This window comes from Microbulbifer sp. NBRC 101763, assembly GCF_040371615.1.
Lineage (GTDB): Bacteria > Pseudomonadota > Gammaproteobacteria > Pseudomonadales > Cellvibrionaceae > Microbulbifer > Microbulbifer variabilis.
On record NZ_BAABQV010000005.1, the window covers coordinates 76,348 to 92,666 of the forward strand.

At 48.0% G+C, this 16,319-nt stretch carries 11 protein-coding genes; 7 read left to right on the plus strand and 4 right to left on the minus strand.

The features are described from left to right. Nucleotides 1–70: 70 nt before the first annotated feature. The gene (locus ABWV76_RS13240; protein WP_353376196.1) at nt 71–1,135 is read right to left on the minus strand and encodes an FAD-dependent oxidoreductase; all 1,065 of its coding nucleotides are present in this window, start codon (nt 1,133–1,135) and stop codon (nt 71–73) included. A gap of 194 nt (nt 1,136–1,329) precedes the next feature. Continuing rightward, nucleotides 1,330–1,887, minus strand: a complete 558-nt coding sequence (locus ABWV76_RS13245; protein ID WP_353376197.1) for a MarR family winged helix-turn-helix transcriptional regulator — start codon at nt 1,885–1,887, stop codon at nt 1,330–1,332. Nucleotides 1,888–2,461: 574 nt separating this feature from the next. Between ABWV76_RS13245 and betB the strand changes: the two genes are divergently transcribed. The 4 genes from betB to ABWV76_RS13265 all read left to right on the plus strand — a co-directional run bounded on the left by betB (nt 2,462) and on the right by ABWV76_RS13265 (nt 7,729). Continuing rightward, nucleotides 2,462–3,925 carry a betaine-aldehyde dehydrogenase gene (gene betB, locus ABWV76_RS13250; RefSeq protein WP_353376198.1) on the plus strand — a complete coding sequence of 488 codons (1,464 nt, stop codon included), beginning with the start codon at nt 2,462–2,464 and terminating at the stop codon, nt 3,923–3,925. 12 nt (nt 3,926–3,937) lie between these two features. Continuing rightward, on the plus strand, nt 3,938–5,611 hold the full coding sequence (gene betA, locus ABWV76_RS13255) for a choline dehydrogenase (RefSeq protein WP_353376199.1): 1,674 nt from the start codon (nt 3,938–3,940) through the stop codon (nt 5,609–5,611). 123 nt (nt 5,612–5,734) lie between these two features. Then, the gene (locus ABWV76_RS13260; RefSeq protein ID WP_020412822.1) at nt 5,735–6,952 is read left to right on the plus strand and encodes a choline transporter; all 1,218 of its coding nucleotides are present in this window, start codon (nt 5,735–5,737) and stop codon (nt 6,950–6,952) included. Nucleotides 6,953–7,015: 63 nt separating this feature from the next. Next, nucleotides 7,016–7,729 (plus strand): TorF family putative porin, encoded by a 714-nt coding sequence (locus ABWV76_RS13265; protein ID WP_353376200.1) that lies wholly within the window; start codon nt 7,016–7,018, stop codon nt 7,727–7,729. A gap of 56 nt (nt 7,730–7,785) precedes the next feature. On the opposite strand, the gene ABWV76_RS13270 is transcribed toward ABWV76_RS13265, so the two are convergent. Continuing rightward, nucleotides 7,786–9,459: a BCCT family transporter gene (locus ABWV76_RS13270; protein ID WP_353376201.1), complete on the minus strand. Its 1,674-nt coding sequence runs from the start codon at nt 9,457–9,459 to the stop codon at nt 7,786–7,788. 275 nt (nt 9,460–9,734) lie between these two features. On the opposite strand from ABWV76_RS13270, the gene ABWV76_RS13275 reads away from it, so the two are divergent. The 3 genes from ABWV76_RS13275 to ABWV76_RS13285 all read left to right on the plus strand — a co-directional run bounded on the left by ABWV76_RS13275 (nt 9,735) and on the right by ABWV76_RS13285 (nt 14,243). Next, on the plus strand, nt 9,735–10,679 hold the full coding sequence (locus ABWV76_RS13275; RefSeq protein WP_353376202.1) for a M15 family metallopeptidase: 945 nt from the start codon (nt 9,735–9,737) through the stop codon (nt 10,677–10,679). A 221-nt stretch (nt 10,680–10,900) separates the two neighbouring features. Beyond that, nucleotides 10,901–12,202 (plus strand): diaminobutyrate--2-oxoglutarate transaminase, encoded by a 1,302-nt coding sequence (gene ectB / locus ABWV76_RS13280; protein ID WP_353376203.1) that lies wholly within the window; start codon nt 10,901–10,903, stop codon nt 12,200–12,202. 64 nt (nt 12,203–12,266) lie between these two features. Further along, the gene (locus ABWV76_RS13285) at nt 12,267–14,243 is read left to right on the plus strand and encodes an acylphosphatase (protein ID WP_353376204.1); all 1,977 of its coding nucleotides are present in this window, start codon (nt 12,267–12,269) and stop codon (nt 14,241–14,243) included. Between the two features lie 87 nt (nt 14,244–14,330). On the opposite strand, the gene ABWV76_RS13290 is transcribed toward ABWV76_RS13285, so the two are convergent. Further along, complete coding sequence (locus ABWV76_RS13290) at nt 14,331–16,025, minus strand: BCCT family transporter (RefSeq protein ID WP_353376205.1); 1,695 nt, start codon at nt 16,023–16,025, stop codon at nt 14,331–14,333. Between the last annotated feature and the right edge of the window lie 294 nt (nt 16,026–16,319).

Consider the following 16,319-nt stretch of genomic DNA (forward strand, 5'->3'; position numbering starts at 1 on the left):
ATTTTTTTCAGCAAATCTTAAGGCTGGCTGGCATATTTACTTAACTTTCGCACAATCAGAGAACTGCTACTTAAACTGAAGTCCACTGCTTCATAAATGCGCGATGGAGAGGAGGTATAGATGATATGCATTTGGCGGAGAACCAAAATAAAGATTTTGCCAGCGGGTTCTCAGAGGATATCAGGTATCTTGCGATTTCTGTTTTCTTAACAACAGAAGCGCCCACCTTACGACGCGTATAAGAATATTGATCAACATTTCCATAGACTATAGACATTGCGGCAGCAATAGCATCTGCCATACCCAGGTTCATCCCTTTCCCGCCTACTGGAGAATGGCAGTGGGCAGCATCGCCAGCCAATAGAACGCGGTTTTTACGATAGGTTTCCGCCTGCCTGATAGAAATTTGAAAGGTTCCGGTGCGCCGGACACTGCCAATATTCAGCGGTAATCGCATATTTCCCAGAGCGTCCTCAGTTGATGAGGCAATACGGGCACGATACTTCTCAATTGGCAGGATTAATGTAAATTGGCAATCTCTACCATAGAGATCAAGAGTAATCTCCTCGGAATCAAAATCTCCAACAATATCTACATCCGCAATAGACCACTTTCCTGGTAGATCTATTCCAGGGTATCCGATCTGTAGCTGCTCCCGGACGGTAGATTGGATACCATCTGCCGCAATAACCCAGTCGAACTCACCGCTGGTATTATCTGAAAAATGCGCTTCTGCTTTGTCTGCACTGGTAGAGATTTTCGTTACGGAAAGATCATATTCCACCTGTACACCTTTATCCATCAAGGCATCCCTTAAAATACCCTCCGTTCGATTCTGAGGCAGCCCCAGCGGAACCCGGTCTCTATATTCGTTTCCACTATTATCCAGATAAACCAGAGTCTTCTCATCGCGCAGGACATGGATCTTTCGCAATGGCATGGCTTCTGCCAGAAACGCATCTGCAACTCCCAGGGATTTCAAAGCATCAATCGTTACCGGCATTATGCCAACGGCACGAGACAACTCTGAGGGCTCACTTTTACGCTCTACAACACGACAAGTGATTCCCTTGGAGGCCAAAGCTGTCGCAGCTGTTAACCCGGTGGGACCCGCACCTATAATTAATACGTCCATACTCACCACTTGCCATCAAATGGGATTGAGACAGCTGCCGATACAAACGCGTCCCAATCAACTTTAAGAGCCAATTGATGCAAGCTTAGACAATTTTTTAATTGGGCAGTCTCAACAATCGGTTGTACGAACCGATTGCTGTTATCTATAAATGGAAGGGCTTAGTTACTCGGGGTTTAGTTACTCAGGGTGTGCTAAACAGATTCTGACTGTGTTTTTCCCCCTGCATCAGGAGCTTCAGTATATCCCAGAGCTGAGCCTGGCTTGTCCATAGCGGCTCCCTGGCGATCTAAAACACCAATATCCAGTACGGGGGATGCATCGATATGCTGAGCGTCCATCATCTGGGCAACTCGCTGCAATGATGCGATGATCATGCTTTGCTCCCAATCCTTCAGGTCACCAAACTGTCGAGTAAACTGGTCTTGTAGGGGGATTGGGGCGTCTCGCAAAGTTTCAGCGGCCTGCTCGGTGAGATAGGCATGAACCTTACGTTTATCCGACTGGGAACGCTGGCGGTAAACGAAGCCTCTTTTTTCCAGGCGATCCAATATATTGGTCACTGTCGCCTGACTAAGGCTCACTTCATTAGCAAGCTCACCAATTGTCACTTCGCCCTTATTGCGAATGGTTTGTAGCAGTAGCACCTGTGGGGCTGTCAGCCCGGTAGTCTTGGCAAGATGTTTGGAGTGCAAGTCGGTTGCTCTTATTACACGTCGTAGCGCGACTAACACCTGTTCAATACTGTTCAAAACTACCTCTCAATCAAGTGCCTCGGCGGGTTGAGCTGGGATTATATAGGTGCATTTGAGGATCGCTAAGCACTTCTTCAGCCCTTGCTAGTTGGAACTTCCAGACCGCTAGATTTATCCCTCGCTGTGCCCTACTTCGTCAAATAAGCTCTCTTCAAAGCCAGGCTTATCATAGACCTTACTCTGAAAATGTGGCTAAAAATCAGACAGAACTTTCATAGAGTTCAAATAAGATTTTCAGTCTACCCATGTGGATTATTTAGAGTGAAAAAACCACATATAAGCGGCTATTCCGGGAAAATAGAGCGGGATTCAACACCCTCTCGCAATTACTTAGAACACCAACAATTAGAGTTCAAATTAAAAATATGTTACATTTTGTGCCATATCGCCCGATATTTGACCGTCGGGCCAGGGCTGGAGCCTGACGACTTGGGACAAATGTCTACGTCAGACCGGCCCATTTTTTTGCGATGACTAAAGGTTCACGGGGCGGCCATTTACCGTTTTCCGCCTTGCCCCATCGATAACAAATAACCGACTGACCCTCTGTTAAAGCAGTATGGAGAGACAGATGTCACTGGACAAACAACGGAATTTCGTAGACGGCCGCTATCTGTCGAATGAGAGCGGCGAGTGCTTTGATGTATATAACCCGGCTACCAACGAGGTCAGCTATCAGGTTGAGGTTGCCGACGAAAAGGTACTCGCAGAAACCATCGAGAGCGCCAAGCGTGGTTTTGCCCAGTGGTCAGCGATGATGCCGGTCGAACGCGGTCGCATCCTGCTGAAAGCAGTAGCACTGTTGCGCGAGCGCAACGACGAACTGGCAGCTATCGAAGTGGCTGATACCGGCAAGCCCTGGCAGGAAGCCAGTGTTGTCGACGTGGTGACTGGGGCCGACTCCATCGAATTCTTTGCCGGCTTGGCCGCAGGCATTGAGGGCAATCAGCAGCAAGTCGGTGATGACTTCTATTACACCCGCCGCGAGCCCCTGGGCATCTGCGCCGGAATCGGTGCCTGGAACTACCCCTTACAAATCGCCTGCTGGAAAGCCGCCCCGGCCCTGGCCTGCGGTAACGCCATGATCTTCAAGCCTTCCGAAGAGACCCCCAAAGGCGCTTTGAAGTTGGCTGAAATCTTTATTGAAGCGGGCATGCCCCCCGGTGTCTTCAATGTAATCCAGGGCGATGGCGCCGTGGGTGCCTGGCTGACTAACCACCCGGATATCGCCAAGGTTTCCTTTACCGGCGAAGTGGGTACCGGCAAGAAAGTAATGGCCGCAGCGGCTTCCAACCTGAAAGAAGTCACCATGGAGCTAGGAGGTAAGTCCCCGCTGGTGATCTTTGATGATGCCGACCTGGAGCAAGCTGTTTCTGCTGCCATGCTGGGCAACTTCTACACCCAGGGTGAAATCTGCACCAACGGTACCCGGGTATTTGTACACCGCAGCATCCACGATCAGTTCCTCGCTCGCCTGAAAGAGCGTGTTGAGCAAAACATTATTGCCGGTGATCCGATGAATCCGGACACCAACTTTGGCGCGCTGATTTCTGCCAAGCACCAGCAACTGGTGATGGACTACATCAGCAAGGGTAAAGAGGAAGGCGCGACTTTGTTCTGCGGCGGCCACACCCTCTCCCCGGAGAATTCACCTAACGGTTACTTCGTTGCTCCCACCGTATTCACCGACTGTCATGACGATATGACCATCTGCCGCGAAGAGATCTTCGGCCCGGTAATGTCGGTACTGGTTTTTGATGATGAAGACGAAGTGATCCGTCGCGCTAACGATACCCGTTTGGGCCTCGCCGCCGGCGTATTTACCCGTGATATCACTCGCGCCCACCGTGTGATCCACCAGATGCAAGCGGGTATCTGCTGGATCAATGCCTACGGTGCTTCGCCGGCAGAAATGCCGGTGGGCGGATACAAATTGTCCGGAATCGGACGCGAAAATGGACTTGCGACCCTGAATCACTACACCCAGCTAAAAGCGGTGTATGTGGGCCTGGCACCACTGGAAAGTCCATTTTAAGCGGTACCCTGTATGAGTGAGTTTGACTATATCATTGTCGGCGCCGGGTCTGCCGGCTGCGTTCTGGCTAACCGCCTGTCTGCCCAGGAAGATAAAAAAGTCCTCCTGGTAGAAACCGGCGGTAGCGATCGCAGTATCTTTATCCAGATGCCCACCGCACTATCCATTCCGATGAATACCGACAAGTACGCCTGGCAGTTTATGACTGAGCCAGAGCCGTACCTGGACAACCGCAGCATGCATTGCCCCAGAGGCAAGGTGCTCGGGGGTTCATCCTCGATTAACGGGATGGTTTACGTGCGCGGGCACGCCAAAGACTTTGATGAGTGGGCACAGCACGGCGCCGAAGGCTGGGACTACGCGCACTGTCTGCCCTACTTCAAACGCTCTGAGACCTGGGCTTTCGGCGGTGACGATTACCGTGGCGACGACGGTCCTCTGGGGGTCAATAACGGCAATGAAATGGCCAACCCCCTTTATGGAGCCTTTATCGAAGCTGGCAAAGAAGCTGGCTACGACTACACCGCAGATTACAACGGTGAGCAGCAAGAGGGCTTTGGTCCCATGCATATGACGGTAAAAGATGGAAAGCGCTGGTCTACCGCCAACGCCTACCTGAAGCCGGCCATGCAGCGCTCCAATTTGACAGTATTGACCCACGCCACTGTGCATAAGGTGATTCTGGAAGGTAAACGGGCGGTCGGAATCAAACTTGAACGCAAGGGAAAGATCCTGGAATTCATAGCGCGACGGGAAGTCATCCTCAGCGCAGGTCCCATCGGCTCCCCTCACCTTCTTCAGCTCTCCGGAATCGGAGATCCCGACACACTGGCAGAAGCCGGTATCGAACTCCAACACGAACTCCCCGGCGTCGGCCAAAACTTGCAGGACCACCTGGAATTCTATTTCCAGTTCCGCTGTAACCAGCCGATTTCCCTGAATGGCAAGCTCGACCCCTGGAATAAATTCCTGATCGGCGCTCGTTGGATACTGAAGAAGGATGGTCTCGGAGCCACCAACCATTTCGAGTCCTGCGGTTTTATTCGCTCCAAGGAAAACGTGGAGTGGCCGGACCTGCAATATCACTTCCTGCCGGCAGCCATGCGCTATGACGGCCGCGAAGCTTTCGATGGCCACGGCTTCCAGGTACATATCGGGCACAACAAGCCCAAGAGTCGCGGCAGGGTCAAAGTGGTGAGCAGTGATCCCAAGCAATCCCCTTCCATCCTGTTTAATTATTTACAGGAGAAAGAGGATATCGAGGGTTTCCGTGCTTGTGTGCGACTGACTCGCGAGATTATCAATCAGCCGGCGTTCGACGAGTACCGAGGCGATGAAATCCAGCCCGGCACCGATATCCAGACTGATGAACAAATTGACGCTTTCGTACGGGAATCCGTCGAGAGTGCTTACCACCCATCCTGCTCCTGCAAGATGGGCACTGATCCAATGGCAGTGGTAGACCCGGAAACCCGTGTACACGGTTTACAGGGTTTGAGAGTTGTAGATTCCTCCATCTTTCCAACCATTCCCAACGGCAACCTGAATGCGCCCACCATTATGGTGGCGGAGCGGGCTGCTGACCTGATTTTAGGGCGCCCCGTATTGGCGCCCTCCGAGGCACCGGTAGCGACCAAGGCTACCAGCACTCAGCGACCTGGCCGCCCTGCGCGCTCTGTGAGCTGAATTTACGTCGGCGCTCTGGCAGAGATTTGACTGCCCCCTTCAAACGCGACGGGGATATTCAAATCTCGAACAGCAATGCCCTTTGGGGGCGCCGGCATACCAATAACTAGCTGGAGACTCAGCATGACAGCTTGGCTTTCCGCGGGATTATTGTTTACCTTCACGGCAATAATTTTCTCGCTGATTAAATGGGGAAATGTGAAGATGGTCGGGGTAACCCCGGTCAAAACCTTCACTTTTATAGCGATCCTTTTCACCTCCGGCCTTGATGTAGGCCTGATCATGTTCCCCCTCACCGAGTTCGGTGGCTACGCAGACTTAGCCAATAGCCCAGAATATGGTTTCACCAACCCACTCGCGATTGAGTTTGGTTTTTGGGCCTTCCTGATCTGGGGCTTCTACTTCCTCACCTGTTTTTACTTCTGCATTATCGAGCCCAAAGTTAAATTCTTTGAGTTGGGCCCAGTAAAGCTGATCAACAATGTGGTGATTATCGGAACCTGTGCCTTTACCGCCTACTTGCTGCTCAGCAACCTGCCCTGGTACCTGCCGCAAGTTGGCGATGGTGAAACCATTGTTGGCACCTTCTACCTGATCGTCTTTGCAGTGATCGCCGCTGCGGTCTACTCATCTACCAGCCTGCGCTATGTGCGCTTCCTCAGCCTGGCAACTACCTGGATGTTTATTGGCCTGATCGCGGTCATGTGGGTAGGCGCCTTTACCGGTGAGAATGGCAGCGTTGGAGACTTCGCTTCCACCTTTGCGCTGCTCGGCGGTTACTTCGGTAATATCCACCAGTTCGTACTGCCTCTGAATGACTACCACGAATTTTACCTGTTCTGGTGGTTTGCCTGGAGCATTATGATCGGCCAGTTTACCTCCCGCTTTGTGGGCGGTCTGCGCACTTACCAAGTGCTGGCGGCAATGCTGATTTTCCCATCTATCCCCATCGCACTCTGGTTTACCGTGCTCTACTACTACTCCAGCCAAGGCCTGGATACCAGCGGCTTCTACAACCTGGCTATGGTGATTGTGGGTATTACCTTCGTGATCAACTCGCTGGACTCCCTGATTCGCCTGTACACCGACAACCTGGGTATGACCGTTGCGCGTCTGGGCAAGTGGAAATACTTCGTACTGAACCTGGCTGCGATGAGTCTTCTCACCCTGTTGTTCAAGCTGGACTTCCTGCAAATCCAATGGATCGGTGCCCTGGTGATTGGCATTTTCTTCTGCTGTCTGGGTTACATCCTGGTGAAGCGCTTCAGGGCGGTAGCAGCTATCGACTCCTCGCCTAAAGAAAACAAAGTCGACTTTAACAAGATCGAACTGGCGAGCTAACTGTTGAAATCCCCCACCCTCTTAGGTGGGGGCTACAAAATATAAATAAGTGGTAATTGAACAATGAAATCGACGTTGAAACTTTCTGCACTGACCTGTGCTTCCCTACTGGTACTTGCCCAACAATCCCAGGCAGAGCTGTCTTCTACTGTAAATCTGACCACCGACTACACCTTTAACGGTGTTAGCCAGACCCAGAATGACCCAGCACTGCAGGCTAGCCTGGACTACGGCTTTGATAACGGTTGGTATGTTGGTACCTGGGCTTCCAACGTGGACTTTGGCAAAGGTGATGACACTAACCTGGAGTGGGACTTCTACGCAGGTAAGTTCATGCAGCTTACCGACAAAGTGAGCCTGGACACCGGAATCGCTTATTACACCTATCACGGTGATAATGATTTCTCTGAAGAGTACGCTTACCCCGAAGCTTATACCAAGTTTGGCTACAGCTCTGCACTGGGCGATTCCGAAGTCAACGGTTGGTACAGCTGGGATTACTTTGGCCAGGGTGGTGGCCACTACATTATGATGCTGGCCCATACCTTTGAGCTTGCAGAGGGTCACAATATTCGCTTCAGTGCTGACCGCTCCACCAGCGTCAATAAAGATAACTGGACCTGGGAAGGTAAAAAAGCCTACAACCACTACCGTGTAGAGTACATGACCTCCCTGAACGGCTTCGACCTCAATGTTGCAGCAGAAAACACTACTCTCGATTCTGAGAATGCCGACGAACGTATTGTTTTCTCTGTTGCCCGCACCTTTAACTTTTAAGTTAAGAATGCAAGCCGGGGCCTAAAACGGCCCCGGGATTCCTCGCCAGGCAACTCCTAAGGCAACTCCCCTTCACTGCCCTTGCCGAGCTTCTCAGCAGATTTCATCATCACTTGTTCTTGCGCAGGCGCCCCATTTGAGTTCCGGTGTTCTTCTTTTGGCAGGCCCTCTAAAACGATTTCCTTTTCAGCCAAGGCCGGATGTAAAGCCAAGTCGTGCCGGGCAACTTTGACGATTGAGATACAAAGTAAAAGTGCGATTAGCAGTAAAGGTACACCGGCAATAATACTTGCGGCCTGCAGTGTTTCGAGCCCACCGATAAACAGCAAGGCGATTGGCATTACTGCCAGAGCAAATGCCCAGAAAATTCGATTCCACCGAAGAGGCTCGCCATCGACCTCCTTCTGCACAACGGCCGCAAGAATGTGAGAAATGGAGTCAAAAGTAATAACCGTGAAGACCAGTGCGATCAGTGTGTATAGCAACACAACCAACTGGCTTGCCGGGAGCGTATCCAAAATCGCAAAGATCGTGCTATTAGCACCTTGCTGATTCAGCATTTGCACCAAATCCAACTGACCCGAGAAATGCAGGTAAACCCCGTAGTTGCCCAGCACCATAAAGAACAAGAAGCATCCGAGAGTACCAAATAATATTGAACCAAGGATCATTTCCTTGATGGTCCTGCCTCGGGAAATACGCGCAATAAAAAGGCCAATACTCGGCGCAAAAACCAGCCACCAAGCCCAATAGAAAACGGTCCACTCCTGGGGAAAACGGGTGTTGGGAAACTGCTGGAAATGAGAGAAGGATTCAGTCCAAGTGGCCATCTGCAAAAAGTTATGCAGGGCCCTGCCCAGAGAGTCCAGCCCGCTGTTAAGCATAAATAGCGTTGGGCCAACGACAAATACAAAGAATAGCAGTGCAAGGGACAGAAAAATAGTGAAGTTCGAGAGTGCGCCAATTCCCCGTTTCAAACCTGCAAGGGCACTGTAGCCAAACAACAGTGCACATATCACAAGTACGCCAACCTGAACCCCCAGTCCGGTAGGCATGCCAAATATCTTATAAAGCCCCAAAGTAATCAGCGGCGCAGCAATACCAAGTCGCGTAGCGGCACCTCCGAGCATCCCAAACACCAGGGAAATATCTATAGCCTTGCCAATGGGCCCATTTGCTCTCCCCTCCCCCAGCACAGGCGCAAGTGCTTGGCTAAATTTCAGGACTTTACGCTGGCGTACATAATAGAAGTAAGCAATAGGCACCGCAGGGATCAAATAAATGGACCAGGCTAATGGCCCCCAGTGAAAAATTCCGTAAGAAACGGCCCAACGGGCGGCTTCGACTGAGCTCGCTTGAACTTGGAACGGCGGCTGTTGATAGTAGTAGATCCATTCAACCATCGACCAATATAAAATCGAAGCGCCAATGCCAGAAGAAAACAGCATGGCGGCCCAGGACACAGTTGAGAACTCTGGAGCTTCCTTTTGGCCTCCCAGTTTTATCCGGCCGATATCGCTAAATGCAACATATAGCACAAACAGCATCGCCCCTATGCCAAGTAGAAGATAAAAAACACCTAACTTTTCTGTTACCAGGTCTTTCACTGCCAAGAGCCACATAGAGCCAGCCTCTGGATATAAGATCAGAGGCAGTGTTGTCACTAGCAATATTGCCAGAGCGCCCAAAAAGGTGGGCCAGTCTATTAGATCTTCCGATCCCCTATTCAATAAATCTCTCCGTATTAATTGATATTGGTGGTCAAAAGAAAAATAACATACACCAGTATCGCTATTATGACTTGAGCCTTTTATAAACCCCCTACGCAACACTACCGAACATTAATACGCCAATCTTTTAGGAAGACAATGTGATGCCAAAAAGTATACTGATATGACATTCATATGGCGAAATTCACTACTAACTTTCCTTGCCAAACACAGATCGGCACATATTCAAACAGCTTTGAAAGTTAAATATTTCAAAGTAAAAGAGAAGGATCGATATGTATAAATTGGCGATCACCATTCTATTTGGCTTAGCTCTGTGGGCGTGTACAAAAAGTCCTTTAAGCGATATTGATATCTATGACTTCAGGCCCGAATCCGAAATAGGTGTTTATGATGTCTCCCAAAAGGATTGTGAGCTAATGGGATATAGGCAAGTTATCAGGAGTGATTCTCCTATCGGCTGTGAACGTCTAAAGAGAGTAGTTTTTAATTTCCATCCACTTTTACCTAACCCGACAGAAAAAAGTAATGCAACCAGTAGTAATAAAGGTGCCACAAGTATCAATCAAACAAGTACTAATGAGACCCCTGAAAAAGGGGCAATTATTGTACTTGATGTCGTTGCCGCTGAAGTATTGGATCTTTTTACAGAGCTATACCAATTGCATTTTCCGATAGAATCAGCAATACCAATTGAGTATTTCACGAAGAAAGAGCGTCTTGCAGATGATATGAATAACACGCTCGCCTTTGATTCCCGGCCCATCACCGGCGGAAATAAGTGGTCTGAGCATGCTTATGGTGTTGCCATTGATATCAACCCCCTACAGAATCCCTATCTACATATAGATAAACACTCAAAAGCAGTGGTAATCCCGAAGGATGCAACAGAGGGTTATTTAAACCGAGCAAAATACCGGGCAGGAAAGCCGATACGCAAAGGAATGTCTGAAGATATAACTACAGTTTTTGCCAAGCATGGCTTTGCTGTCTGGGGAGGAGATTGGAATGCTCCGATTGATTATATGCACTTCCAGGTGGGTTCCCGCCAGTTTATTAACCGGCTCGTTTCTTTACCGGTAAAGGAAGCAAAGCTGCTATTCAACCAGTATGTGAGCCTGCTTAATCAGTGTTTCAAAGAGAACACGCTTATCAATAACCCCACTCACCTCAGAAAATACTGTGTAGATCGGGTGATGCCTGCATTTGGTTCTCAATAATGTAACTGTGGTAAATAGCGGCTAAATTGGCGCCATATTTTTAGTAGCATATCTAAGACGTCATCTTAGAGGTACGAATCGCAAAATATCACGCCTTTATAATACAAGCTAGAAGATCCAGGCAGCGTTGTATCAAATGGCAATTTTAGCTCCCATATAAGTACCCTATTTGGGATACCACTACACTCATTTAAATAGCCAAACTTCATTAAGAGTACAGAATGAAGATTTTCGATGAGGTTGAATCGGAAGTGCAAAGCTATGCACGATCCTTCCCAAAGGTGTTCTGTCGCGCAAAAGGTGAATTATTGTGGGACCTGGATGGAAACCAGTATTTAGATTTTCTGGCTGGAGCAGGTGCACTCAATTATGGGCACAATAACGCACTATTCAAAGGGGCTCTATTGGATTACATCCGGGCCGACGGTATTACACACGGTCTGGATCTACACACCAAGGCCAAGGGAGAGTTTCTCCAAACCTTTAGTGACAATATCCTTGCCCCCAGGGGCATGGAATACATTATCCAATTTACAGGACCTACAGGTACTAATGCAGTAGAAGCCGCCATGAAGGTTGCCCGCAAGGTCACTGGACGGCCAGCCATTATTGCCTTTACCAATGGTTTTCATGGTGTAAGTCTTGGTTCCCTCACAGCAACGGGAAACTCCTATCACAGAGATGCGGCAGGTATTCTACTAAGTGGTACCCATCGAATGCCTTATGACGGCTACTTGGGGAACGGCATTGACACAACGGAGTACCTGGATAAGGCACTATCGGACTCCAGTAGTGGTATCGGCTCACCAGCTGCCGTTATTGTGGAAACAATTCAAGGTGAAGGCGGTATTAATAGTGCCAGTATCGGATGGTTAAGAAATCTACAGAGTGTTTGCAGAAAACATGAATTGCTTTTGATAGTTGACGATATCCAGGCTGGCTGTGGACGAACAGGCGATTTCTTCAGTTTCGAAGAGGCGGGAATTGAGCCCGATATTATCACTCTTTCCAAGTCGCTTGGAGGTTATGGATTACCGATCGCACTAGTCTTAATGAAACCCAAGCTGGATCAATGGAAGCCCGGAGAACACAATGGTACCTTCCGCGGTAACAGCCTGGCATTTGTAACCGCAAAAGCGGCAATTGACCACTACTGGTCAGACCCTAGCTTCTCTGAAGATATAAAGCGAAAAGGCAGCTATATCTCCTCACGTCTTAACAGCATTATTAATCAATACGGCGAGGGCCTACTGAAAAGTAAAGGCCGTGGTATGTTTCAAGGCATCGACTGCGTAACAGGCTATCTGGCCAAAAGGGTATCCGAGTATGCGTTTGAACATCAGCTGATTATTGAGACCAGTGGCGCCGATGACCAGGTTCTTAAACTGCTTTGCCCCCTAACTACCAGTGATCAAAACCTTCAAGGCGGTATCGATATTATTGAAAAAGCATTTCAGGAAGTCTTTGCCAGGGAAGAAAATATACTGCAGACAATGACCAACATTGACACCTGCCGAATATAATTTATCCGGCGGACCAAGAATAGAAAACACCTAGAGCCTATAACATACATGGATGTATATATTTATGTTGAATGAGAAACAGATAAATTTAAGTAATATTCTCACTGAAGAGAATGACTATTCCAACTCCCCTTTTCTTAAAGTAAAGGAGAGAGATCTTAGCCTGCCAATAATAACTGCAGAAGCTGAAAGGTTAGGATGCACTTTCAAGTTTCATGAAAAATCTATTTACGAGATCATCAATGGGGACCTGCGAGTCCCATTCTTGAGCAACTCCCCATCAAGCTCCTGTGTTCATAGCTACTGTGCAAGAATCAAGAACATTGCAAAGAAGATGTTAACTGAGAATGGAGTGCCGGTTCCGGAGGGGAATGTTTTCAAGGATATTAAGAGCGCTCTTGCCTATTTCAAGAACTTTAATGGCAAGGTTGCCATCAAACCAAACAATGCTTCCATGGCCAGAGGTGTTACCACCGGTATTTGCACCGAAGAAGAATTCATTAGCGGCTGGGAATTTGCAGCAAAGTACAGTAAGGAAATTATTGTTGAGAAAAGCATTGACGGATATGATTTAAGGGTCTGGGTAATTGGGGGCAAAGCCGTAACAGCATTTGTTAGAATTCCTGCAAATGTAGTTGGCGACGGAATAAGCAGTATCAGGCATTTGATAGAAAAGAAAAATGAACGCAGAAAGCTCAATCCTAATCTGATTCATGACCCGATCAATCGGTTTGACTTGATCGATAGGAAGGGCCTCACTTTAGATTATGTCCCCGAGCATAATGAGCGAGTATGGCTTACAAGCGTAGCAACAGTTGGGGGGGAAATAGTCAATTTTATTGACCACGTAGATAAGGCAACACTTGAAATTGCAGAGAGGGCAGCCGCTACTTTTCCTGGAATTATACAGGCAGGCGTTGACTTGATTGTGGATACAGAAAAGGAAAATGCCAGGGCCGTTGTCCTTGAGGTTAACTCCAATCCAGATATATCTTCCCCTACATTTCCGGGATACGGCGATCAGATTAACACCCCTAAAGCACTACTTGAATATGTTTTAAAACACCCATCTGCGGCCACTGGAAACAAAAAGGCTAGCTACAATCCAGCCCCTCAATACTCTTACACCATAAGTGATAATGCATCACTTAGAGAGCTTGGAAACTCAATAAAATTTATCAAACAGGCTGCCCTAAGGAAAGGAATCAAAACTGAGGATGTAGATGACAATGTGTTTATTGCCAAAAATAAAAAACAATCGCACCTATTTCTTGGCTGCATGCCAGAAAGCACATCTTTAGTATCGCGAATAATATGCAATGATAAAAGTTTTCTCTCAAGCTTCCTGAAGTACAAAAAAATACCTTACTTCAGTAAAAATGATGTAGGTGAAAAACTAAAGATATACAGGCTGGTACTAATAGATGGTGCGGTAGTGTCCGTACTTCAAAGCATTCATGAAGGATACAAGCTAAATACAGAGCTTGGAGTAAACCATAGATGGCAGGAAGTAACCAGGGAGATACATTGCAAATTCACGGAGATTGCGAGTCATGTTATATCAGAGTTGTTCCACCCCTACCTTTCCGGGGTAACTATTATTGCCGAAGATATATCTGCATCTCCTAAAGACCAGGAATGGGCAATTAGAGATGTCACATACAAGCCCTTTCTGGCTTGGCATCACCATCCAGATATTGGTATTGGTCGAGATGTAGCTGGCGCTTTACTGGACTCTTTATTTGAAAGTGAAGATCAAACTATAACCATTCAAAAATCTATACATATCCAACTAGATAAAGAGGTATCTTTTAAAGATCTTGCTGAAAAAATACAAAAAAGTGCGGCAAGATTTGGCATTTCAGGGTGGGCGAAAAACACCCAAAATGAAACCTTGGAAATGCTTTTAGAGGGGGCGCCCAGAGCTCTTGATGACTTTCTTACCACCTGCCAAGACCTCATGGGAGCAAACTATGGAGATATAATTCGAATTGAAGAATATAGTAAAATTCAACATTCAAGCTTTGTGGTGGTTAGCTAATGGCAACTCCTTGATTTTTTAAGAGTGATCTAGAAGGCACCTCTAGAAAAAAGTGCCTTAGAGCGCTCACCAGGGCATTTCCTGTTCTTATAGCCTGGACGGATGGCTTCCAGGGTCACCTTCAATATGGGGCTTATCGTCATGTGATATCCCATGGGTGCCATGACTGGGTATCTCCCAGTCCCCTTCCTTAGTCCAGGGGTCTTCCTTCGGGAAGTCTTCGATATAAATTTCCTTTTCCTCATAATCAGGCTGGTAGCGCAAATCATAATCAGCAGCTTTAACGATCGATATGCAAAGCAGGAGGGCAACAATAAGCAATGGGACTCCACCAATAACGCTGGCAGTCTGCAGAGTGTCTAATCCACCGAGAAACATCAAAGTCACCGGCATCACAGACAAAGCAAAAGCCCAAAATAGGCGATTCCATCGCGCTGGTTCCTCATCTACTTCCTTCTGCACCACAGCAGCGAGAATATAAGAGATGGAGTCAAAGGTAGTTGCTGTAAAGATAAGCGCGAGTATGGTGTAAACCAGGATGACCAGCTTACTGGCGGGAAGTGTTTTAAGCGTAGCAAAGATAGCCTCTGTAGCCCCCTGCTCATTTAATATCTGTACAACATCCAATTCACCGGAAAATTGAAGATAAACTCCGTAGTTACCCAACACCATAAAGAACAGAAAGCAACCCAGGGTACCAAAGAAGATAGAACCGACTACCATCGTCTTGATAGTCCTGCCGCGAGAAATGCGAGCAATAAATAAACCAACACTGGGTGCAAAAACCAACCACCAGGCCCAGTAAAAGATGGTCCAGTCTTGCGGGAAGTGTGTATCCGGGAACTGCTCAAACCTGGCAAATGGCTCAGTCCAGGATGCCATATGGAAGATGTTGTCCAGCACACGGCCCAAGGCATCTAACCCGGTATTTAGCATAAACAGGGTTGGACCAACAAGAAAAACAAATACCAGCAGAGAGATCGAAAGCCACATGTTCACATTGGAAAGCGCCCGAATACCCTTCTTCAGGCCTACAAATGCGCTATAGCCAAAGATCAGCGTACAGATCATTAGTACGGTTACCTGGGTACCCAGCCCGGTTGGCACACCTAGCAGTTCATGAGCGCCTTGGGTAATCAAAGGAGCGGCAATCCCTAAGGTAGTGGCACCACCTCCAAGCATGCCAAACACAAACAAGACGTCAATCAGCTTGCCAATACCCCCTTGTGCCCGCTGTTCCCCCAAAACCGGCATCAGTGCTTCACTGATCTTCAATACACTGTGATTGCGTACATAGTAGAAATAGGCAATAGGTAGTGCCGGTATCAAATAAATAGACCACGCCAAGGGCCCCCAATGAAATATGCCGTAAGCGACCGCCCAGCGTGCAGCCTCAGGCGTTCCCCCTTCAACCTGAAAGGGCGGAGACTGGTAGTAGTAGATCCACTCGACCATGGACCAATAGAGGATTGAGGCCCCAATGCCCGCGCAAAAAAGCATGGAAGCCCAGGATAGTGTTGAAAATTCAGGGTTCTCTTCAGGGCTACCCAGTTTGATCTGACCTATATCGCTAAATACGATGTAGACCATAAACAGAATCGCCCCAACTCCCAGCAGCAAATAAAAGACCCCTAATTTGTCAGTAACAAAATTCTTAGCCACCAGTACCCAGGCTGCACCGACCTCAGGGTAAAGCACCAAGGGCACAGTCACCATTATCAGCAGCGCCAGCGCTCCAAAGAAAGTGGGCTTATCAATAATCTCTCTAAAGTTACTGGACAACACTTGCCTCCTGTTTGCCATAAAAAACTGCGGCAAAATAAAAGCAAGTGAGACTGTATATAAAGAACTGAAAATAAGGCGATGTTATTGAGCTAGAACTTATATAGAAGAAGGAATCAGAATGAATTGCTTTTTAGTTTTGCTTTTATGCTGGTGGATTTTATCAACATCTCACTGAAGTTCAATGCAGACTCCACTTTCTCCTCGTATATATAATCTGGACCACGAGAGCCAACGCCTGTTTTCAGCCCGCTTCTCTCATAACCTCAACGACTTAATCGTTGCCACAAGACT